The sequence below is a fragment of the Bariatricus massiliensis genome, assembly GCF_900086725.1.
Classification (GTDB): domain Bacteria; phylum Bacillota; class Clostridia; order Lachnospirales; family Lachnospiraceae; genus Allocoprococcus; species Allocoprococcus massiliensis.
Genome location: NZ_LT574838.1, coordinates 696,126 through 717,680, shown reverse-complemented (window position 1 = coordinate 717,680; position 21,555 = coordinate 696,126). Strand labels below are relative to the sequence as shown.

Here is a 21,555-nt window from a genome sequence, read left to right as displayed (position 1 = left end):
CCGCCCACCCTTGTCAGCGATTGAAAGTATATCCCTTTTTCAAAAATAAAATGCGTTTTTCAATATTACGAATTGCTATTTTCGTATTTAAGGAGGAATCATATCCATGAAAGGTTCCTCTTGTTTCATTTATTTCTACATTTGCCCCTGCTTCACGCAGTTTTTCTCCATATATAATGCCTTCATCATGTAAACAGTCATATTCTGCAGTTTCTATATATGTATCCGGAATGATTTGAGGCAGGCGGCTGTACATCGGAGAAACATTATAAGTCTCTTCGGCGTTTAAATTCTTACAATAATATAACCACATCCGTTTGTTGTTTTTGGAATTCCATACTGGGGTATCTGAAAACTTTTTCATGGAGTCCGTCCGCATCGCCACATCAGTTACAGGGTATACAAGCATTTGAATACATGGCCGTTTTAAATCTTCCTGTTCATAATTATTACAAATTGACGCGGCCAGCAACGCGCCGGCACTATCTCCGGCCAAGCCAATCTTTTCAGTGTCAATTCCCAATTCTTCTGAATTTTCCATAATGTATTTATATAATGACAGAACATCATTATATGCGGCTGGATAAGGATATTTAGGTGTCAAATGATAATCTGGGAAATAGACCCTGCATTTTGCTTTCACCGCATAGACGCACGCAAGCTTTTTGTGGTGGGATGAAGCCTTATAGCTGAAGGCGCCTCCATGTATATAGATTAAACAAGGAAGTTTTTCTTTTATATTTGACGGCTCAAATATTTCCACTTTTAATTTTAGTCCGTTATATCCCTCAATAATAATCGGTCTATTATTAATTTCCTCAGGAACCTTTGTAAAGTGAAAGGATATAGTCTGATAGATATTGGCACACTTTATAACTGTCTTATTATACGGTACCTTTCTTGCCGCTTGTCTTAATTCGGGATTGATTAGATTTTTGTATTTCATTAATAGGCAGGCCCTTTCTTTATTATCTATAAAAGTTGAATTTACCGGCTTACGATATTCCTGCCGATTATATAGACACCAATCAACATTTCGCCGATTGATAAACCTAGCAGCAGCCCAGAAAAGAAGTCCTTTATACCGGAGCCGTCAATCATATACGAGAGTGAGAGCAAAGCAATGCCCATTATTATCAACAGAATGCCATATAGCAGATTTTTTTGTTTTTCTAGTTCGTGAGTCCGCCTTAACAAATCTATAATTTGTTCTTCATCATATAAACGGACACTTTTTTCCTCTGCCTTCTCACCGTCCAACAGTTCGGCGACAGAGATTTCTAATTCTTCACACAAGTTTTTCACGACACTGTAATCAGGCATACACTTGCCCGTTTCCCATTTTGAAACAGTTTTATTAGAAACACCAAGCTTTTCCGCCAACTGTTCCTGCGTCATATTCCTTTCTTTCCTTTTTACTGCAATGAATTTTCCCGTAGTTAATTGGTTCATTTTTTTCACCTCCATCGATTATAATGGAAGAATAACCTTTCTTTCTATAAAATAACAGCCCCCATCTAGAGAATTTAGGTAGAATCAGCCTTCCAACTTGTGCCATATACACATTATAACACTCGTATGTAAATTTTCTATCTTTTTCTAATTATTAAAACATGCAATTGTCGATATTTTCTTTTTTGAAAAACGTGCCGTGTGCGGAAGCTTGCCGTTTCTTGGTTCCCGTCACCTCTGTTTTCCCATCAGTTTTGCCTCTCCATTCCTCAAGACATAGAAAAAACAGCTTACAACATATAATCGGGGGAAATGTTGTAAGCTGTTTTTTCTAATAATTTCATTAAAGGAGAAATGAAAATAAAAAGTATCAAAATACTGAAAACGTCATAATTAAAAATCCGATAAGCGAGGGGCAGCCGCAAAGATGTATAAGACTAGGATGTAAAATGACTGCCGTATTATTATAATGTTAAAACTAAGATGTCAGCCTCACTATGGATAGAAGATAACGTGTTATATAAGTGTTATGTAATCTAGTAAGTTATCTTCAAGTTGATATTATAATACCATGGTGCCAGTGATTCGTAAATTCGCAAAAAAGACAAAATACACAAAAAATGAATAATGATTTTGTGCAAAAACACAATCAAAAATCAAAATAAACAAAAGACTGAGGATTTAGGTGGGAATTCTATGTATTTTGTTTTATATCTCATATTCAAGGATATAGTCATCCATGACGTAGCCTTCTCCGATATCAGCGACCTGTGTGCGTGTTGTCGACAGGCCGAGATGATGATATACATCCAGAGTATGGGTATTATATTTATTGCAGGTGAGCCAGATTTTCTCGAGCCCCCGCTCACGGCATAGATTTTTGAGAAAGTCGAAGGCTTTGGTGGCGAGATGCTGGCCTCGGCTTTCCTTTGCCAGATATAGTTTGCTCAGGAACAATTCATTGTTTTCCTCGTGTATTCCGATATATCCGGAAAAGATATCATTGTTGAAGATTTGGAAATACTCATAGCCCCCGGCTATCTGTTCTTTTAGCGCCGGAAAAGACTGGAATTTATCTACCATATATCTGACCTGCGCTTCACCGATAATGGGTGTAAAATGCTCATGCCATATGACCTCGGCCAGAGATGCTATTTCACCGACTGCGCTGTCTGTTGCCGCAGGAACAACTTTAAAATTTTCCATATTTTCATCCCTCTCTTGTTTTCTTTTAACCATATGTTATTATGTTAATATATAACTATACAGATATTTATTATAGAAGATATAGTTTTGAGAAACAAGAGACAGAATTAACGATATTCTAATAGAGAGGTTTAGATATGGGTGAATTTGTAGAGCTTAGGGACGTGCGGAAGATTTATCATATGGGGGAGATAGATATCGCCGCCGCGGACGGAATTGATTTTGTGATAAAAAAGGGAGAGTTTGCGGTCGTAGTAGGGCCCAGCGGCGCAGGAAAGACAACAGTTCTCAACATTTTGGGAGGAATGGATACGGCCACCAGCGGAGAAGTGTGGATTGACGGTTCGGATGTGGCGAAATACAATGCAAGACAGCTGACTTCTTACCGGAGAGATGATATCGGTTTTGTGTTTCAGTTCTATAACCTGATTCCCAATCTGACGGCTCTGGAAAATGTAGAATTGGCGCTTCAAATATGTAAGAATCCTTTGGATGCAGAGGCTGTACTCACCGATGTAGGGCTGGGGGAAAGATTTGACAACTTCCCGGCACAGCTTTCCGGCGGGGAGCAGCAGAGGGTGTCTATCGCCAGAGCGCTCGCGAAGAATCCAAAGCTGCTGCTCTGTGACGAGCCTACTGGCGCATTGGACTATAATACGGGCAAGGCCATTTTAAAGCTTCTGCAGGACACATGCCGGAAGCAGGGGATGACAGTGATTTTAATTACTCATAACTCGGCGATTGCGCCTATGGCCGACCGGGTTATCAAGATGAAGAACGGAAAAGTTTCAAAGATGACTGAAAATAAAGAGCCGGTTCCGGTAGAAACAATAGAATGGTAGTGATGTGATGAAGAAAAATATGCTGCGGAAAGATTTTTATATGGAAATCCGTAAGACGCTGGGGCGTTTTGTCTCTATCTTTTTTATTGTCGCTCTGGGCGTAGCTTTCTATTCGGGAATCCGTTCTTCCGAGCCCAGCATGAGGCTGTCGGGTGATTCTTACTTTGATAAGCTGAAGCTGATGGATATTAAAGTGATGGGAACTATGGGACTTACGGAGGATGATATCCGCGCGATACAGGCTGTGGACGGAATCGAGCAGGTAGAAGGAAGCTACAGTAAGGATGTATTGTGCCCGGTGGAGGATGCGGAAAAAGTAGTACACATGATTTCTATGGAGAAATCTTTTAATAAAGTACAGGTCAGTGAAGGCAGGCTTCCGGAAAAAGCGGGGGAATGTCTGATTGACGAGGACTTTCTTGGTTATGGAGATTATAAGATTGGTGATAAGATTACATTCCGCTCAGGAAATGGTGAAGACTTGAAGGAGAGTCTTGTCACCGATACGTTTACCATAGTAGGATTCGGCAACAGCCCCCTTTATATTTCCTTCGGGCGCGGGAACAGCACTATAGGAAACGGCGAAGTGAGCGGTTTTGTCGTGGTGAGCAAGGAGTCCTTCGATATGGATGTATTCACAGAAGCCTATGTCCGGGTGGAGGACGCGGGCCGTGAAATCGCGTATACGGATAAGTTCAACGAGCTGTCGGATGCAGCCGTGGCCGCGCTTGAGGATATCAAAGAGCAGCAATGCAGTATCCGCAGACAGAATATTGTGGATGAAGCCAGCGAGGAAGTGACAGATGCCGAGGAGACACTGGCGGAAGAGTCCGGAAAGCTGGAGGATGCAAGGCAGGAGCTGGAGGATGCCAAGAGTACGGCTGCCAAAGAATTGCAGGCGGCACGGAAGAAGCTGGAGGACGGCGAAGCCCAGCTTGCCTCGTCAAGACAGCAGATTGAGGACGGTGAGGCCCAGCTGGCGGAGGGAAAGAAGCAGCTTGCGGCACAGCAAAGCACGTTGGACAGCGGACGGAAGGACTACGAGAGCGGTCTGGCGGAGGTGAAGAAGAACGAAACCAATTTGGATAATGCCGAGAGTGAGTATTTGGCTAATTATGCCCAGTATATGCCATTGATTATTTCCGGCAAGGAGGAAATAGCAAAAAGGAAGGAAGAAATTGCGCAAGGGAAGCAGACGATAGAACAGTATCTTGCGCCCATTGAGGAAGGGCTGACACAGATTACACAATTGGAGTCGCTGAACAGCGGTCTTATTGAGGTGGAAAAGGGAATTACGGATGTGGCCAATGCTATCGGGGCGGCCGAACAATCCCTCTTAGAAAAGAAACCTGAGTATGAGCGGATTTCTCTCATCCCGGAAGCAGAGCGGACGGAGGAAGAGAAGCAGTTTCTTGTGGATTGGGAAAATCTGAAAGCCACAAAGAAGGGGCTGGAGGACACGAAAGCGGGGCTTGAAGCGAAGCAGGGCGAGCTGACCGTCCAGATGCAGGCGGCCGGGTTTGCCACACAGGCTGAATTGGACGCTTATTTAAAGTCGGAGGAGTTTCTGGACCAAAAGAAGGAGCTGGAGGCTACAAAGGCGAAGCTGGATACGCAATATCAAGAGATTCTCAACAATGAGCAGGAACTGTTGAAAACAGAGGAAGGTCTGTTGGCTAAGGAGCAGGAGCTGTTGGCAGCAGGACAGCAGATCGCGGATGGCAAGAGCCAGCTTGTGGAGGCAAAGAACCAGCTTGCGCGGGCTAAAGCACAGATCGACGACGGACAGCGGCAGATCGATGCGGCGTGGGCGACGGTGCGGGGAAAAGAGCAGACGTTGGAAGACGGGAAGAATCAACTGGCGTCCGGAGAGCAGGAGCTGCAGGACGGACGCTCGGAATATGAGCAGGCTGTCATTGATGCCGCAGCCCAGATTGCGGACGGTGAGGAGCAGATTGCAGACGGCGAGGCGAAGCTTACGGAGGCAAAGCAGGATATCGCGGATGCCAAGGCGGAGATAGAGAAGATAGAGAATCCCAAGTGGTATGTACAGAACCGGGAGGACGCGCTGGAAGAATACAAGGGATATGGTGAAAATGCAGACAGGATGCGCTCCATAGGGAGAGTGTTCCCGGTGCTGTTTTTCTTGGTGGCGGCGCTGATAAGCCTCACGACCATGACAAGAATGGTGGAGGAGCAGAGGGTGCAGATCGGCACAATGAAGGCGCTCGGTTACAGCAAGCTTTTGATTGCCAAGAAATATATCTACTACGCACTTTTAGCTACCTTTGGCGGAAGTGTCTTCGGAGTGCTTGTGGGGGAGAAGGTATTTCCGTTCATTATCATTTACGCATATAAGATTATGTACCAGCATATACCGGATATTCTGGTTCCCTACCATTTGGAATACGCGGTACAGGCCACGGCGCTGGCGGTGCTCTGCACACTTCTGGCAACGGTACTTTCCTGTTATAAAGAGCTGGCGTCCCAGCCCGCAGAATTGATGAGGCCGCCCTCCCCGAAGCAGGGGAAACGGATTCTTCTGGAGCGTGTGAAGCCGGTTTGGAAGCGGCTGAGCTTTATCTGGAAGTCATCCATTCGTAATCTTATCCGGTATAAAAAGCGGTTTTTTATGACTGTTTTTGGAATCGGAGGATGTATGGCGCTTATGCTGGTAGGCTTCGGACTGAAAGACTGTATTTTTGAGATTGTGGAGATACAGTACGAAAAGATACAGTTCTACGATGCGTCAGTCTATTTTGACGACGCGATCACCGGTGAGGAGCGGGAGGAAATCCTCAGCTACATGAAAAATCAGAATGCTGTTTCCAAGTATACACAGGCGAGGATGCAGAAGATTAAGGCGAAGTCGGATAAGGCGGAGGAGAGCCTGTATCTGACCGTCCCTCAGAATGTGGAAGAATTCGAAAAGCTTGTAAACTTTGGAAGCAGAACAAGCGATGACGTGTATTCTTTGGAGAAGGATCAGGTGATTCTGACGGAGAAGATGTCACAGCTTTTGGACGTGAAGGCCGGAGACAAGATTACTATCAAAGATGAGGACCGGGGAGAACGGGAAGTAACAATCGGCGCTGTCTGCGAAAATTATATCGGACATTATCTATACATAACGCCGGAATTATACGAAGAGCTGTTCGGAGCGCCGGCCCGCGACAACAGTCTTCTCTATATGATGAAGGAAGGTCAGGAGAACCGGACGGAGGATGTGGGAGAACATCTGCTCAATTATGATAATGTGCTGAATGTAAGCTATACAAGTAGTCTGGAAGAGCGGATGGATGATATGCTCCGAAGCCTGAATCTTGTGATCGTGGTGTTGATTATTTCCGCCGGAATGCTGGCATTCGTTGTTCTCTATAATTTGAATAATATCAATATAACTGAGAGAAAGAGAGAACTTGCGACTATTAAAGTGCTGGGCTTTTATGATATAGAAGTCGCGTCCTACGTTTACCGGGAGAATATTCTGCTCACACTGATCGGGGCGCTGGCCGGAATGGGACTGGGCAAGATTCTCCTGCAGTTCGTAGTTGTGACGGTAGAAGTAAATGAAGCCATGTTCGGGCGCGACATCCACTGGCCAAGCTATGTATACAGCCTGCTTTTCACCGTGGGATTCTCACTCTTTGTCAACTGGGTAATGTTCTTTAAGCTCAGGCGTATTGACATGGTTGAGTCCTTGAAGAGCGTGGAGTAACCAGACCTGTTTATAAAAAGTTAATATTTTTCACAGAATTATTAGCACTCTTGTCAAAAGAGTGCTAATTTTCTATTGACAATTAAAAAAGCGGGTATTAAGATAATGGATAGGCAAATAAAAGAACATAAATTAATATAAGGAGTGATTATATATGGCTACAAAACAAGGCAGTCTTTCTATCAGCAGTGAGAATATTTTCCCGATTATCAAGAAGTGGGTGTATTCCGACCACGACATTTTTGTGCGTGAGATGATTTCCAACGGATGTGACGCCATCACAAAGCTGAAAAAGCTGGACATGATGGGAGAGTATTCTATGCCGGACGACTACAAGGCTAAGATTCAGGTGATTGTCAACCCGGAAGAAAAAACATTAAAGTTCATCGATAACGGAATCGGCATGACCGCCGACGAGGTGGAAGAATACATCACACAGATCGCGTTTTCCGGAGCGACCCAGTTCTTGGAGAAATATAAGGACAAGACAACCGAAGACGATATGATTGGACATTTTGGTCTGGGCTTCTACTCTGCGTTCATGGTCGCGGACGAGGTACACATTGACACCCTCTCCTACCGGGAAGGGGCGGAGCCGGTTCACTGGACATGCGAGGGCGGCACAGTGTACGAGATGCAGGACGGAAGCAAAGATACGGTAGGTACAGAGATTACCTTGTTCCTGAACGAAGAGAGTGTACAGTTTGCCAATGAATACCGTGTACGTGAGGTGCTGGAGAAGTACTGCTCTTTCATGCCGGTAGAAATCTTCCTATCCAAAGCAAACGCAGAGACAGAATATGAGACGATTGAAGAGAGCGAACTTCTGGATACGGACGAAGTAGTTGAACATATCCACGAAGAAGCGAAGATGGAAGAAAAGGAAAATGAAAACGGCGAGAAGGAGATGGTGGAAGTTTCTCCTGCCAAGGAAAAGGTCAAAATTGTAAAGCGGCCTGTTTCCATAAGCGACATTCATCCACTCTGGTCAAAGCACCCGAATGAATGTACAAAAGAAGATTACATCGAATTTTACCGCAAAGTATTTTTAGATTACAAAGAGCCGCTGTTCTGGATTCACCTGAACATGGATTATCCGTTCAACTTGAAGGGAATTCTTTATTTCCCGAAAATCAATACGGAATACGACTCCATTGAGGGTACGATCAAGCTCTACAATAATCAGGTGTTCATAGCAGACAATATTAAAGAAGTGATTCCCGAATTCCTGATGGTACTGAAGGGCGTCATCGACTGCCCGGACCTTCCGCTCAACGTGTCAAGAAGTGCGCTTCAGAATGATGGATTTGTGCAGAAGATTGCCGAGTATATTTCAAAGAAAGTTGCGGACAAACTGTCCGGTATGTGCAAGACTGACAAAGAGAACTATGAAAAGTACTGGGATGATATCAGTCCGTTCATCAAATTCGGATGTTTGAAGGATGAGAAGTTCTGCGATAAGATGAGCGACTACATCCTCTTTAAGAATCTGGACCACAAGTATCTGACCTTGAAAGAATGTATAGAAGTAAACGGTGGAAGCGAAGAAGAGGACGCACCGGCGGAGACAGAGGAAGCCAAGGGAGAGGATACCACGGCAGAAGAGGCGGAAACTGAGCCGAAGAAGACCACCATCTACTATGTCACAGATGAACAGCAGCAGAGCCAGTATATTAATCTGTTTAAAAAGGAAGGAAAGGATGCGGTTATCCTATCCCATAATATAGATTCACCATTTATCACCCAGCTCGAGCAGAGGAATGAAAAGGTGGCCTTCCAGAGAATCGATGCCGATTTAACGGATGACTTCAAAGAAGAAGTGACCGAGGAAGAGAAAGAAGAATTCGAGAAGAAGAAAGAAAGCTTGACAGAGACTTTCCGCAAAATCCTCTCTAACGACAAACTCGACGTCAAAGTGGAAAAGATGAAAGACGATAGTGTGGCGGCCATGATTACCTTATCTGAGCAGTCACGCCGTATGCAGGAAATGATGAAGATGTACGGAATGGCAGGTATGGATCCGTCCATGTTCGGTACAGATTTCACATTGACACTCAATGCGAACCATCCGCTGGTACAGTATTTAGCGGCCCACAAAGAAGGGGACAACACAGACCTTATCTGCCACCAGCTATACGATTTGGCTGTTCTGGCACATAAGCCGCTCAGCTCTGAAGAGATGACAGCCTTTGTAAACCGCAGCAACAAGATAATGCTGCTCTTGACATCTGAAAACTAAATAATAAATTATAAGAGGGACAAAATAGAAAAAGGCCCTTCCAGTGACGGGAAGGGCCTTTTTTCTATTTCTGACTATTGCGCATTTCTTTCGTCCCTCTTTCAAAACTAAATCCCCTCATAAGGAATCTCATGCTTTGTGAGGAATTTTTGTACCATTTTGTCCCAAGCCTGCTCCAGTGACTTATCCATGGTGAAGGTATGCATGGAGGTTCCGGTAGTACAGGTGAGGACGGTGCCGTTGTATTTGAAATTCAGGTACAGGCCCTGTACATCGGAAAGTGTGAAGGGGATATCCTCCTGTGCAAGAAGCCGTTCGATATTAGGGGCAGAGAGAGAAAATACAAGCTTGAAGCCAAGCGGTGTGCGCCGTCCCTTGATGAGAGAAAAACAGTATTCCCGGACATCCTTCCAGAGGGAATATTCGCGTTCCATGACGGAGGCGGATGCTTCTTCATCCTGCCGGAAGAATTCCTTTTTCAGACGGCCGTCTATATGAAATGTGTTGAATGTGGTGATTTCGCCTTCTATAAATAAGAAAGAATCAAAGGTGGATTGGAGAAGAAGCTTATTCATACATTTTTTAGTATCAAGTGAAAATATCAGCATGGAAACCTCCTGAATGGTAAGAATTGTTATAAATTTAAGTATAACATACGCAGATGAGCAATGCACCCCTAAGATTTGACTTTTCACTGGGAAAACAGTAAAATGAGGTATACTTCCGATAACAAAGAGGATAAAGAATGAAACGACAGATTACGGATAAAGAACGTCTGGAAGATGTGAAGCGTAAAAAGATGCTTCTTAGAATTGCCGCGGTCATCATAGTGGTTACAGTTATAATCTGTATTGCATTATCACAGATGGCGGTGGGCAATGTGGATACGAAAAAAGGAATCGCGAAAATCAAGGAGCTGGAAGGCCGGGACATCACGGACGCGGAGGCGGCGATTGCGGCTTTGGAAGAGCAGGAGCGGCAGGCGGATGAAGCGTATGCCAGCCGGCCGCTGTCGGAAAAGTTTGCCAGTGCGGTCATCATAGGAGATTCTATTACTACGGGATTCGTAGATTATGAGATATTGAATGCGTCCTCTGTCGTGGCAGAGGTGGGAGTTGAGCTGACGGAGCTGGACGGGCTGCTGGATACTGCGGCGGGATTGAATCCGGCCACGGTCTTTCTGGCGTTGGGGCTGAATGACATTACGGCTACAGAGGGGGACACCGCGCTGTTCAAAGAACAGTATAGAGCTGTAATCGCCGGACTGCGGGAGCGTCTTCCGGACGCGAAGATATGTATCAACAGTATTCTGCCCGTACAGCAGAAGGCCATCGACGAGCGGCCGGAGTATGCTGGCATCAGCGGCTACAACGATACATTGAAAGCCTTGTGTGAGGAGGAAGAGCTCCTGTATATTGATAACACTGATCTGGTGAAGGAGGAGTACTACGAGCCGGACGGTGAGCATATGAAAGCGGATTTCTATCCTGAATGGGGCGGACATATGGCGGAGGTGGCAGGCCTATGACGCAGAGACGAAAAAAGAATAGAGATATTTTGAATATCATAAGATATGTTATTTTGGCGGTGCTGGTTCTGTATATAGGTATTCTGCTGGCCTATAAAGGCGGAAGCAGCGCTTCTTTCAAAGAGGTGTCTCAGGCGGTGCGGGAAGCGGCGGATATCAGCGGTATGACAAAGGGTTCAGAACGGGAGCTGAAGCGTTACTATAAGCTGAACGCCAAGGATTTTGAGGATGTGATGCTGTACTATACGAATCAGACCATGGGAGTGGAAGAGCTTCTGCTCGTAAAGGCCAAATCGGAGGCGGATGTCCGAATGGTGGAAGATGCAGTCAAAGAGAGGCTGGATATACAGATAAATAATTTCGAAGGCTATGGAGCCGGACAGGTGAAGCTTTTAAAAAGCGCCGTCTGGAAAATAAGAGGAAATTACGTATTTTTTGTTGTTTCACCCAATGCACAGAAGTTTGAAAAAGCATTTACAAAAAGTTTGTAGCACATAGGATGAAGGAGAAGGACCTAGGACAATGGTATTTAGCAGCCTTGTATTTTTGTTTACGTTTTTGCCAATTACATTACTACTATATTATCTGGTGCCAAGAAAAGGGAAGAATCTGGTGCTCCTTTTGTGCTCCCTTGTTTTCTATGCGTGGGGGGAGCCGGTATATATTTTTTTAATGATAATTTCCATTCTCTTTAACTATTTTAGTGGATTGGACATTGCGAGAAAACGGGGGAAAAAGAAGGCTGTGAGGCGGAGCCTGCTCTATGCGGTGGCGGTCAACCTTTTGATTTTAGGCTTTTTTAAATATTATGGCTTTCTGATAGAGAACTTGAACATGATTCTTCCGGTTCATATACCTTACCGAAGTCTGGCGCTGCCTATAGGGATTTCGTTCTATACCTTCCAGACACTTTCTTATCTTGTAGATTTATACAGAGGGAAGGTGGAAGTGCAGACGAATCTCATCAGCTTTGGGACTTATGTCACCATGTTCCCACAGTTGATCGCGGGACCTATCGTGCGGTACGCGGATATGGAGGAACAGCTTAAGAACCGGCAGGAGACGGCGTCAAAGTTTGGGCAGGGGGCCGTGTATTTTCTGGTGGGACTGTCAAAGAAGATAGTGATTGCCAATACAATCGGGGCATTGTACAGTGAAATTGCGGCGATGCCTGGGACACGCGTGTCGGTGGTGACGGCATGGCTTGGGTGTCTGGCATTTACGTTTCAAATCTATTTTGATTTCAGTGGATATTCGGATATGGCCATAGGATTGGGCAAGATGTTCGGCTTTGAGTTCAGGAAGAACTTCGATTATCCTTATATTTCCAGAAGTGTGACGGAGTTTTGGCGCAGATGGCACATTTCACTGGGGAGCTGGTTCAGAGAGTATGTTTATATCCCTCTTGGGGGCAACCGGGTGGGAGTGCCCAGACATCTATTGAACCTCTTGATTGTGTGGTTCTTGACCGGCCTGTGGCATGGCGCGAACTGGACGTTTGTAGTATGGGGAGTGTATTATGGTCTCATACTGGTGATAGAAAAGTATTTGACCGGACGCTTTTTGGAAAAACTTCCGGAAGTGGTTCGGATGATTTACAACATGCTGCTCGTGATGATTGGCTGGGTCATATTTTTCAGTCCGGATATCGCGTCCGCCCTTTCTTATCTGGGAAGGATGTTCGGGGTGGCGGCGGCAGGATTTATTGACCGGCAGGCATTATATTTCATCAAAAGTAATTGGATGCTGATATTGGCTGCAGTGATTGGAAGTACGCCCATTATGCACCGGATTGCGGGCCTGCTGCTTTATGATGAGGAGCAGCCGCGGCCGGGCGTCTGCGCCGTATTATATGGCGGCATGTTTTTGATTTGTGTGGCTTTTTTGGTTGCCGAAGCATATAACCCATTTTTATATTTTAGATTTTAAGGACAAAATATGGCAGATAAGAAAACAGGTAAGGAACGAAAAAGAGAAAAAAAGCAAATATATAAAGCGGTGATAGACCAGCTTCCGCGAGGGGCAGGCCGGGTATATCTTGTGGTGGGACTCCTGTTTTTCGTCCTGCTGTTTGCCTTTACCGCAGTAAACTTGTTTAGCAAGGATAAAAAGTTTTCTGAAAAGGAAAACCGGATGCTTGCACAGAAGCCGCAGGCTGCGCTTGGAAATATAGCGGACGGGCGTTTTATGGAACAGTATGAGGAATACCGCTCCGACCAATTTGCCGGGCGGGATTTCTGGGTGCAGATCAAGACGCTGGTGGATAGTTTCTCGGGAAAGAAAGAGGAAAACGGTGTATTCAACGGCAGGAGCGGCTATCTGCTGGAGGATATTAAGGAGCCGGACGAGGAAGATTTGAAAGATAATCTGGAGGCGATGAAGGCCTTTCAGCAAAAATACAGTGATAAGAAAATGCATGTTATGCTGGTGCCCAACGCGGCTAATATTTTAAAGAAAAATCTTCCTGCTTTCGCGGTCACCGCAGACCAGAGCGCTCTTATGAATAAAGTACGCTCCGAATTGGGGGCGGAGTTCAACTGGATTGATGTGGAGAAGACAATGAAAAACCATGCGGATGAGGATATCTATTACCGCACGGACCATCACTGGACGACTCTTGGCGCATATTATGCGTTTCAGGATGCGGCGGAAGCGCTCGGGATTCCTGAGGATGGGCAGATTCCCATGAAAGCTTACGGAATTTCTAACAATTTTAACGGAACCTTGTCCGCAGTCAGCGGCTACCGGACCGGATATAAAGAGGCGATGTATATTTATCTGCCGGAGGGTGAACAGACGCCGCAGATTGTGGTAAACTATGTGGAAGAGCAGAAAAAGACAGCATCACTGTATGATTCGTCCAAATTGGAGCAGAAGGATAAATATGCCATGTTCCTCGGGGGCAATCATGCGCTGGTAGATATCAAGTCTGATACCGGGAGGAATGAGCGGCTGCTTGTGATCAAGGACTCCTACGCCAATTGTTTCCTTCCCTTTTTGGCGCCGTATTACCGGGAAATTCTGGTAGTAGATCCAAGGTATTACACGGGTGATATGGAAAAATTGATGGAAGAAAATAAAATAACCAGTGTATTATTTTTATATAATGCAAATACTTTTTTTGAGGACCGGATGTTATCCGGAGTTCTGCCAAGCGGCAGTGAGACGGAGTAAAAGACGTGGCGAATAAGATTGAGAAAGAATTTAAAAACAGAGAAAATAAAGGGCCGGTAAGGCTCAACAAGTATTTGAGCGAGGCCGGGATCTGTTCCAGACGGGAGGCGGATAAGCTGATTGAGAAAGGCTTGGTCAGTGTGGACGGCAGGCGGGCCGAGACCGGGATGAAGGTGCTGCCCGGGCAGGTGGTGAAGGTGGGCAGTAAGCCGGTGGCCAGAGAGGAAGAGATGGTCGTGCTGGCAGTCAATAAGCCCCGGGGCATCGTCTGTACAGAGGAGCGCAGAGAGCGGGACAGTATCGTCCGCTTTCTCAACTATCCGCGGCGCATCACTTACGTTGGCAGGCTCGATAAGGATTCGGAAGGGCTGCTGCTCATGACGAACAACGGAGACATTATCAATAAGATGATGCGTGCGGGGAACCGTCATGAGAAGGAATATAAGGTGACTGTGGACAAGCCTGTGACGGCAGACTTTCTTGCAAAAATGTCATCGGGAGTAGCGATTCTTGACACGGTGACCAGACCGTGCAGGACAGAGCAGATTGGGAAATATAAGTTCCGGATTGTCCTGACTCAGGGGCTGAACCGCCAGATACGAAGAATGTGCGAGGCGCTAGGCTATGAAGTGAAGGAGCTGCTGCGGACACGGATCATGAATATAGAACTGGGCGGCTTAAAGCCCGGACAATATAGAAAGCTCACGGATGAGGAGCTGAATGAGCTTTATGAGCAGATAAAGGATTCATCCAACGAGACATGGAAAGGAACAGACAGGAAGAAAGATGGATAAGAAAAAGCGTATGCAGGAACTGGTGGAGCTTCTGGACGAGGCGGGGAAGGCTTATTATCAGGAGTCTCGTGAAATCATGAGTAATTATGAGTACGACGCTCTCTATGATGAGCTGAAGGCGCTGGAGGCAGAGACCGGAATCGTACTGGGGAAGAGTCCTACGGTCAATGTGGGATATGAGGTGCTGAGCGAGCTGCCGAAAGAGCGGCACGATACACCGATGCTCTCTCTGGACAAGACGAAGGAAGTATCCCGGCTGCAGGAGTTCGTGGGGAGCCAGAAGACTTTGATATCGTGGAAGCTGGATGGCCTCACTATCGTACTGACCTACCGGGGCGGCGTGCTCTATAAGGCGGTCACACGAGGAAACGGAGAGGTGGGGGAGGTCATCACCAACAATGCAAAGGTATTTCAGAATGTGCCGCTGCAGATTGCCTATCAGGGAGAGTTGATTCTCCGCGGGGAGGCAGTCATCAGTTATAAAGATTTTGAAAAAATAAACGAAAGCATTGAGGATGTAGACGCCAAATACAAGAACCCTAGGAATCTCTGCAGCGGTTCGGTCCGCCAGCTCAACAATGAGATTACCGCAAGACGCAATGTCCAGTTCTATGCCTTTACGCTTGTGAAAGCGGATGGTGTGGATTTTGCTAATTCCAGGGCCAGACAGCTTGAATGGCTGGCGGAGCAGGGGTTCGATGTGGTGGAACATTATACCGTGACGTCCGACACTCTGGAGGACAGGGTGGCCTATTTCGCGGAGAAAATAGAGGCTAATGACATTCCTTCAGACGGTCTGGTACTTGTCTATGATGATATAGCATATGGCCAGTCACTGGGACGTACCGCTAAATTCCCCCGTGATTCTTTCGCTTTTAAATGGGCGGACGAAATCCGGCAGACCCGGCTTACGGAGCTGGAATGGAGTCCTTCACGGACGGGGCTGATCAATCCGGTGGCTATTTTCGAGCCGGTGGAACTTGAGGGGACGACGGTCAGCCGGGCAAGCGTGCATAACCTAAGCATTATGGAGGAGCTGGAGCTTGGTATTGGTGATACGATAGAGGTTTATAAGGCGAACATGATTATTCCTCAGATTGCCAGAAATCTTACCAGAAGCGGAAACATTGAAATTCCAAAAGCCTGTCCCGTCTGCGGCGGCAGTACGCAGGTACGTCAGGCAGGGGACGCAAAAGCGCTGTACTGTATCAATCCGGGATGTCAGGCCAAACATATCAAATCATTTGCCCTCTTTGCGAGCAGAGATGCCTTGAATATAGAAGGCCTGTCGGAGGCTACACTGGAAAAGCTGATTGGGAGAGGCTTTATCCACAAATACAGCGACATCTTTCATCTGGACCGCTATGAAGAAGAGATTAAAACGATGGAAGGCTTCGGCGAGAAGTCTTATACGAATCTGATTCACAGTGTGGAGGAGGCCAGAGAGACCACACTTCCCAAGGTGATCTATGCACTGGGGATTGCGGGAATCGGGCTGGCGAACGCCAAAGTAATCTGCAGAGAATTCGACTATGATGTGGAGCGGCTTCTTGACGCGGACGAAGAATCCCTCGCTGAAATTCATGGGATTGGCGGCGTGCTTGCATCGGCTTTCGCACAGTATTTTGCAGAGGACACGAATCGTCAGGAGTTCCGGAACCTTCTGGAGGAGCTGCATATTCAAAGGGAAGAGAAGGATATAGAGCAGAACTTAAAAGGAATGAACTTTGTCATCACAGGAAGCGTGGAGCATTTCGCCAACCGTAATGAGGTGAAGGAATTAATAGAGGCCAGAGGCGGCAAGGTGACGGGCTCTGTCACAGGGAAGACAAACTATCTGATCAACAACGATGTGGAGTTCTCCTCCTCAAAAAATAAAAAGGCAAGGGAACTTGGAATTCCTATTATATCAGAAGAACAATTTATAGAGCTGGCAGGCGTGTAGTCCCGGCAGAAAAGGAGGGCCAGATTATGGCAGAGAATGAAGACAAGAAAAATGGCATAGAGAATGTAAGCGGCAAGGTGGAAGAAACAAAGAAAGAGGATGAATACGAAAAGCTCTGCTTTATCTGCCACCGCCCGGAGAGTGTGGCGGGAAAGATGATCGACCTCCCCAACCACATCTCTGTATGCTCTGATTGCATGCAGAGAAGCTTTGACGCCATGAACAACGGCGGGTTCGATTACAGCCAGTTCATGAATATGCCCGGCGGCATGAATATGAATTTTGGAGATATGGAGAACCAGATTCCGAAAAGCCAGCGGGTCAAAAAGAAAAAAACAGAGGAAGAAAAGGAGCCGGTACTCAATATCCGGAACATTCCGGCGCCCCACAAAATAAAGGCACAGCTTGACGAATATGTGGTCGGGCAGGAATACGCCAAGAAAGCGATGTCTGTGGCTGTATACAATCACTATAAAAGGGTGGCGACGGATACGCTGGATGAGATTGAGATTGAAAAATCCAATATGCTGATGATTGGACCGACCGGGTCAGGTAAGACCTATTTGGTAAAAACGCTGGCCAAGCTTTTGGATGTGCCGCTTGCCATCACAGACGCCACGTCTCTTACGGAGGCTGGCTACATAGGAGACGATATTGAAAGTGTAGTTTCCAAACTTTTGGCTGCAGCGGACAATGATGTGGACAAGGCAGAGCAGGGCATCATCTTTATTGACGAGATTGATAAGATCGCGAAGAAGAAAAATACCAGCCAGCGGGATGTCAGCGGAGAATCGGTACAACAGGGGATGCTGAAGCTTTTAGAGGGAAGTGAGGTGGAAGTCCCGGTAGGTGCCAACAGCAAGAATGCCATGGTTCCGCTTACGACGATTAATACGAAGAATATTCTCTTTATCTGCGGCGGGGCATTTCCTGATTTAGAGCTCATCATCAAGGAGCGGCTGAATAAACAGGCTTCCATGGGGTTTGGCGCTGACTTGAAGGACAAATACGACCACGATAAAGCCATACTTGAGAAAGTTACCATTGAAGATTTACGCATGTTTGGAATGATTCCAGAATTCCTCGGAAGGCTTCCCATTGTCTTTACGCTTCAAGGGCTTGATGAAGACATGCTGGTGAAGATATTGAAAGAGCCTAAAAACGCAATTTTGAAGCAGTACCAAAAACTTCTGGCGCTGGATGAGGTGAAGCTGGAGTTCGACGAAGGAGCGCTCCATTCAATCGCCAAGAAAGCGATTAAGAAGGACACGGGGGCCAGAGCGCTACGGGCGATTATCGAAGAATTTATGCTGGATATCATGTACGAGATACCGAAGGACGATAATATCGGACAGGTAACAATCACGCAGGCATATATCGAGGGAACCGGAGGCCCTGTGATTCAGCTGCGAGGTCAGGAGGTACCAAGAATCGGTCAGTCCGGTCAGTAGAATGTATAGTATCCATAAAAATACGACAAAAATATTCACAAAAACCTAGGATTTTTGTGAATATTTTTTATTGTAAAAAAAAGTTGGAGGTGTAAAATAGATAGAGCTGAATAGATGAAAGACAGAGGGAAAAAGATGGAAACTTATAGATATTTATTGGATTTAGCCATAATCCTATTATTTACCAAAGCGCTTGGTCTTCTTACAAGACGGGTGCAGATGCCACAGGTAGTGGGAGCCCTGCTGGCAGGGGTGATTTTGGGACCGGCTATGATGGGGATTTTGACAGAGACGAATTTTATACATGAGGTGGCAGAGATTGGCGTCATCGTATTGATGTTCTGTGCAGGTCTTGAAACTGACATACAAGAGCTGAAGGCCAGTGGAAAGGCATCCTTCGTCATCGCCTTGTGCGGTGTGGCCGTGCCGCTGGCAGGAGGGTTCGCCGCCGCGTGGTTTTTCAATAAGCCGGGGATTATCGAATCAAACGCCGCCTGCAGCACGTTCCTGCAGAATATATTTATCGGTATTATCCTGACGGCTACGAGTGTTAGTATTACAGTGGAGACCTTGAAAGAGATGGGCAAGCTTAAGACGCGCTCAGGCAATGCTATCCTCGGCGCGGCAATCATCGATGATGTGCTTGGTATCATCGCACTGACACTGGTGACCAGTATGGCAGACTCTTCTGTGAATATATATACGGTACTCCTGAAGATTGTGGGATTCTTCGTGTTTTCCGGAGTGGTGGGATTTTTGTTCTACAAAGGCTACAAGGCATGGACTGCCCATTCTGAGAAGGGACTGAGGAGACACGTCATTATGGCGTTTGTATTCTGCCTTTTGATGGCGTACATAGCAGAAAAGTTTTTCGGCGTGGCGGATATCACCGGAGCGTTTATCGCGGGACTTATTATCTCCAACACAGATAAGTCCAGCTTTTTGGAAAAGAAATTTGACACACTTTCATATATGCTTCTCTCTCCCGTGTTTTTTGCCAGTATAGGACTGAAGGTGGAGCTGCCAAAGATGAGTGTGGCTATCGTATCTTTTGCCGTCGTCCTGACAGTAGTCGCGGTGCTGACTAAGATTATAGGATGTGGATTGGGAGCCAAAGCCTGCGGATACAAAAATTATCAGTGCCAGCGCATCGGAGTCGGCATGATTTCACGAGGCGAGGTGGCCTTGATCGTAGCCAGCAAGGGAGAGGCCTTGGGACTGATGGGAGCGAATTTCTTAGGGCCGGTCATCATTGTGGTCGTATTTACTACAATTATCACTCCCGTGCTGTTAAAATGGATATTTAAGAAAGGGCCGAATATCAGTACATTGCCCAAAGAGCAGGAAGTCACTTCTTTCTACGAGGATGTGGCCAGAGTCCGGGGAGAGGGACAGTAATCTTTCGGGGCAAATACAGTTTTGATGCGGCAGACTCGGTATAAAGGAATAAAATACCTCATATACTTTTGAAAAAGTATATGAGGTATTTTTATGCCGGATAGCGAGAGCTGCAAGGAATCTATATTGTCGGAGGACTATATGGATTTTATATCAAACTGGAGAAGAAATAACTTTGTGGACAGTATATCTATGCAGGATTCCGTCTGCAGGACATTTCTTGGAGGAAATTTCCATGGGATATATCTGCCGAGAATAGAGGGTGGCAGGAGGGCGTTGAATCAATTCCCTTATTTTTCCGTCCCTAAATGCTATACGCTTTTGGATGTAGAGGCTATGAATCAGGCCGGGATTATACAGATTCAAAATTACCCTAACCTGCAGCTTATGGGGGACGGCGTGATCATGGGAATCATAGATACAGGGGTGGATTATACAAACCAGATATTCCGAAATCTAGACGGCAGCACCCGCATCATAAATATATGGGACCAGACGGTGCAGGACGGAAACCCACCGGACAATTTTAACTATGGAACAGAATATACAAAGGAGCAGATTGATGAGGCCCTTAAGTCTGAGAATCCTTTCGACATAGTGCCAAGTACGGATACTAACGGCCATGGAAACTTTGTGGCCAGCCTTGCCTGTGGCGGGGCAGATGTGGAGAACCGTTTTGTGGGAGCGGCTCCGGAGTCGGAAATCGCGGTTGTTAAGCTGAAGGAAGCAAAACAATATTTAAGGGAATTCTATTTTGTAGATGCGGATGCTGCCTGCTATCAGGAGAATGACATTATGGCAGCGGTACATTACTTGGTAGAGGTGTCTATGATGGAGATGAAACCACTAGTCATCTGCCTGTCTATGGGGACGAATATGGGAGGGCATGACGGGAAATCCCCACTTTCTGAATTGCTGGAGGGACTCTCCAATACAAGCGGCGTTGTTGTCGCGCTGGGGACGGGAAATGAAGCGGACAAACGGCATCATTATTTAGGACAGCTTTCCACAGAGATACAGCAGGAAGAGATAGAGGTACGAGTGGGCAATAATACAAGAGGATTTACGATGGAGCTTTGGACCGAGATACCCAATATTTTTGAGGTGACGATTGTATCGCCTACCGGTGAGCGGGTGGGGAGAGTTCCGGTGCGTCAAGGGGACGGGTTTTTTACGTTTGTATTTGAGCAGACAGATGTCTATGTACTTTCCAGAATATTGGTGGAAGGTACAAGTTCGGAATTGATATCACTGCAGTTCGACCGCCCGGCAGCCGGGATTTGGAAGGTGATTGTGGAGGCGGTCCAGCTTGGTTCGGGGCGGTTTCATGTCTGGCTGCCGGTTCAGGAATTTTTGACCGGGGAGGTATATTTTTTGAGGTCGAACCCAGACTATACGATTACGGAACCGGGCAATACCGTGTCGGCCATTACGAGCGGGTATTATAACGGGGCGGACAATAGTATTGCTATAAGTTCGGGAAGAGGGTATACTAGAGGAGAGCGGATAAAGCCTGATTTTGCAGCGCCGGGCATCAATGTTACAGGACTGAATGCCAGAGGCCAGTTTACTGCCAGATCAGGTTCTAGTATTGCCACGGCCATAGCTGCGGGCGCGGGCGCCTTAATGCTGGAGTGGCTGGTCGTGCGCCGCAGGGCATTTGTAGATACTGTACAGATTAAAAATCTTTTGATTCTGGGAACGAGCAGAAGGCCGGACCTTACTTATCCGAACCGGGAATGGGGGTACGGCACACTGGATTTATACCGGACGTTTGAGGAAATCAGAAGATTTTAACAATACGAAGA

General features: G+C 46.3%; 16 protein-coding genes. 12 read left to right on the top strand and 4 right to left on the bottom strand.

Annotated features, from left to right (window positions below; genetic code table 11):
* Positions 1–13: 13 nt before the first annotated feature.
* The 3 genes from BN6465_RS14895 to BN6465_RS14885 all read right to left on the bottom strand — a co-directional run bounded on the left by BN6465_RS14895 (position 14) and on the right by BN6465_RS14885 (position 2,658).
* The gene (locus BN6465_RS14895; protein WP_066736674.1) at positions 14–946 is read right to left on the bottom strand and encodes an alpha/beta hydrolase; all 933 of its coding nucleotides are present in this window, start codon (positions 944–946) and stop codon (positions 14–16) included.
* 41 nt (positions 947–987) lie between these two features.
* On the bottom strand, positions 988–1,452 hold the full coding sequence (locus BN6465_RS14890; protein ID WP_066736672.1) for a helix-turn-helix domain-containing protein: 465 nt from the start codon (positions 1,450–1,452) through the stop codon (positions 988–990).
* Between the two features lie 708 nt (positions 1,453–2,160).
* On the bottom strand, positions 2,161–2,658 hold the full coding sequence (locus tag BN6465_RS14885; RefSeq protein ID WP_066736670.1) for a GNAT family N-acetyltransferase: 498 nt from the start codon (positions 2,656–2,658) through the stop codon (positions 2,161–2,163).
* A gap of 137 nt (positions 2,659–2,795) precedes the next feature.
* On the opposite strand from BN6465_RS14885, the gene BN6465_RS14880 reads away from it, so the two are divergent.
* The 3 genes from BN6465_RS14880 to htpG all read left to right on the top strand — a co-directional run bounded on the left by BN6465_RS14880 (position 2,796) and on the right by htpG (position 9,457).
* Positions 2,796–3,500: an ABC transporter ATP-binding protein gene (locus BN6465_RS14880; protein ID WP_066736668.1), complete on the top strand. Its 705-nt coding sequence runs from the start codon at positions 2,796–2,798 to the stop codon at positions 3,498–3,500.
* Between the two features lie 7 nt (positions 3,501–3,507).
* Positions 3,508–7,218, top strand: coding sequence for an ABC transporter permease (locus tag BN6465_RS14875; RefSeq protein ID WP_066736666.1), 3,711 nt, complete (start codon positions 3,508–3,510; stop codon positions 7,216–7,218).
* Positions 7,219–7,372: 154 nt separating this feature from the next.
* A complete protein-coding gene (htpG, locus tag BN6465_RS14870; RefSeq protein ID WP_066736664.1) occupies positions 7,373–9,457 on the top strand; it encodes a molecular chaperone HtpG in 2,085 nt (694 codons plus the stop codon).
* A gap of 107 nt (positions 9,458–9,564) precedes the next feature.
* Here the strand turns inward: htpG and BN6465_RS14865 are convergent, their stop codons facing one another.
* Complete coding sequence (locus BN6465_RS14865; protein ID WP_066736662.1) at positions 9,565–10,065, bottom strand: DUF5721 family protein; 501 nt, start codon at positions 10,063–10,065, stop codon at positions 9,565–9,567.
* Positions 10,066–10,202: 137 nt separating this feature from the next.
* Between BN6465_RS14865 and BN6465_RS14860 the strand changes: the two genes are divergently transcribed.
* The 9 genes from BN6465_RS14860 (at position 10,203) to BN6465_RS14820 (ending at position 21,544) form a co-directional block, all read left to right on the top strand.
* Positions 10,203–10,985: a GDSL-type esterase/lipase family protein gene (locus BN6465_RS14860; RefSeq protein ID WP_082891736.1), complete on the top strand. Its 783-nt coding sequence runs from the start codon at positions 10,203–10,205 to the stop codon at positions 10,983–10,985.
* Positions 10,982–11,476, top strand: a complete 495-nt coding sequence (locus BN6465_RS14855) for a DUF4358 domain-containing protein (protein WP_066736657.1) — start codon at positions 10,982–10,984, stop codon at positions 11,474–11,476. Before BN6465_RS14860 ends, BN6465_RS14855 begins: the two co-directional genes overlap by 4 nt.
* Positions 11,477–11,507: 31 nt before the next feature.
* The gene (locus tag BN6465_RS14850) at positions 11,508–12,914 is read left to right on the top strand and encodes an MBOAT family O-acyltransferase (RefSeq protein WP_066736656.1); all 1,407 of its coding nucleotides are present in this window, start codon (positions 11,508–11,510) and stop codon (positions 12,912–12,914) included.
* Positions 12,915–12,923: 9 nt separating this feature from the next.
* The gene (locus BN6465_RS14845; RefSeq protein WP_082891734.1) at positions 12,924–14,159 is read left to right on the top strand and encodes a DHHW family protein; all 1,236 of its coding nucleotides are present in this window, start codon (positions 12,924–12,926) and stop codon (positions 14,157–14,159) included.
* 5 nt (positions 14,160–14,164) lie between these two features.
* Positions 14,165–14,953, top strand: coding sequence for a 23S rRNA pseudouridine(2604) synthase RluF (rluF, locus tag BN6465_RS14840; protein WP_066736654.1), 789 nt, complete (start codon positions 14,165–14,167; stop codon positions 14,951–14,953).
* Positions 14,946–16,898 carry an NAD-dependent DNA ligase LigA gene (gene ligA / locus BN6465_RS14835; protein WP_066736652.1) on the top strand — a complete coding sequence of 651 codons (1,953 nt, stop codon included), beginning with the start codon at positions 14,946–14,948 and terminating at the stop codon, positions 16,896–16,898. Before rluF ends, ligA begins: the two co-directional genes overlap by 8 nt.
* A gap of 26 nt (positions 16,899–16,924) precedes the next feature.
* Positions 16,925–18,349 (top strand): ATP-dependent Clp protease ATP-binding subunit ClpX, encoded by a 1,425-nt coding sequence (gene clpX / locus BN6465_RS14830; protein ID WP_066736650.1) that lies wholly within the window; start codon positions 16,925–16,927, stop codon positions 18,347–18,349.
* 135 nt (positions 18,350–18,484) lie between these two features.
* A complete protein-coding gene (locus BN6465_RS14825; RefSeq protein WP_066738707.1) occupies positions 18,485–19,747 on the top strand; it encodes a cation:proton antiporter in 1,263 nt (420 codons plus the stop codon).
* A 93-nt stretch (positions 19,748–19,840) separates the two neighbouring features.
* Positions 19,841–21,544 carry a S8 family peptidase gene (locus tag BN6465_RS14820; RefSeq protein ID WP_066736648.1) on the top strand — a complete coding sequence of 568 codons (1,704 nt, stop codon included), beginning with the start codon at positions 19,841–19,843 and terminating at the stop codon, positions 21,542–21,544.
* Positions 21,545–21,555: the final 11 nt, after the last annotated feature.

Bases quoted from the DNA above. Each gene is read 5' to 3' on its own strand.
- BN6465_RS14895 (WP_066736674.1), bottom strand. From the start codon at position 946: ATGAAATACAAAAATCTAATCAATCCCGAATTAAGACAAGCGGCAAGA.
- BN6465_RS14890 (WP_066736672.1), bottom strand. From the start codon at position 1,452: ATGAACCAATTAACTACGGGAAAATTCATTGCAGTAAAAAGGAAAGAA.
- BN6465_RS14885 (WP_066736670.1), bottom strand. From the start codon at position 2,658: ATGGAAAATTTTAAAGTTGTTCCTGCGGCAACAGACAGCGCAGTCGGT.
- BN6465_RS14880 (WP_066736668.1), top strand. From the start codon at position 2,796: ATGGGTGAATTTGTAGAGCTTAGGGACGTGCGGAAGATTTATCATATG.
- BN6465_RS14875 (WP_066736666.1), top strand. From the start codon at position 3,508: ATGAAGAAAAATATGCTGCGGAAAGATTTTTATATGGAAATCCGTAAG.
- htpG (WP_066736664.1), top strand. From the start codon at position 7,373: ATGGCTACAAAACAAGGCAGTCTTTCTATCAGCAGTGAGAATATTTTC.
- BN6465_RS14865 (WP_066736662.1), bottom strand. From the start codon at position 10,065: ATGCTGATATTTTCACTTGATACTAAAAAATGTATGAATAAGCTTCTT.
- BN6465_RS14860 (WP_082891736.1), top strand. From the start codon at position 10,203: ATGAAACGACAGATTACGGATAAAGAACGTCTGGAAGATGTGAAGCGT.
- BN6465_RS14855 (WP_066736657.1), top strand. From the start codon at position 10,982: ATGACGCAGAGACGAAAAAAGAATAGAGATATTTTGAATATCATAAGA.
- BN6465_RS14850 (WP_066736656.1), top strand. From the start codon at position 11,508: ATGGTATTTAGCAGCCTTGTATTTTTGTTTACGTTTTTGCCAATTACA.
- BN6465_RS14845 (WP_082891734.1), top strand. From the start codon at position 12,924: ATGGCAGATAAGAAAACAGGTAAGGAACGAAAAAGAGAAAAAAAGCAA.
- ligA (WP_066736652.1), top strand. From the start codon at position 14,946: ATGGATAAGAAAAAGCGTATGCAGGAACTGGTGGAGCTTCTGGACGAG.
- clpX (WP_066736650.1), top strand. From the start codon at position 16,925: ATGGCAGAGAATGAAGACAAGAAAAATGGCATAGAGAATGTAAGCGGC.
- BN6465_RS14825 (WP_066738707.1), top strand. From the start codon at position 18,485: ATGGAAACTTATAGATATTTATTGGATTTAGCCATAATCCTATTATTT.
- BN6465_RS14820 (WP_066736648.1), top strand. From the start codon at position 19,841: ATGCCGGATAGCGAGAGCTGCAAGGAATCTATATTGTCGGAGGACTAT.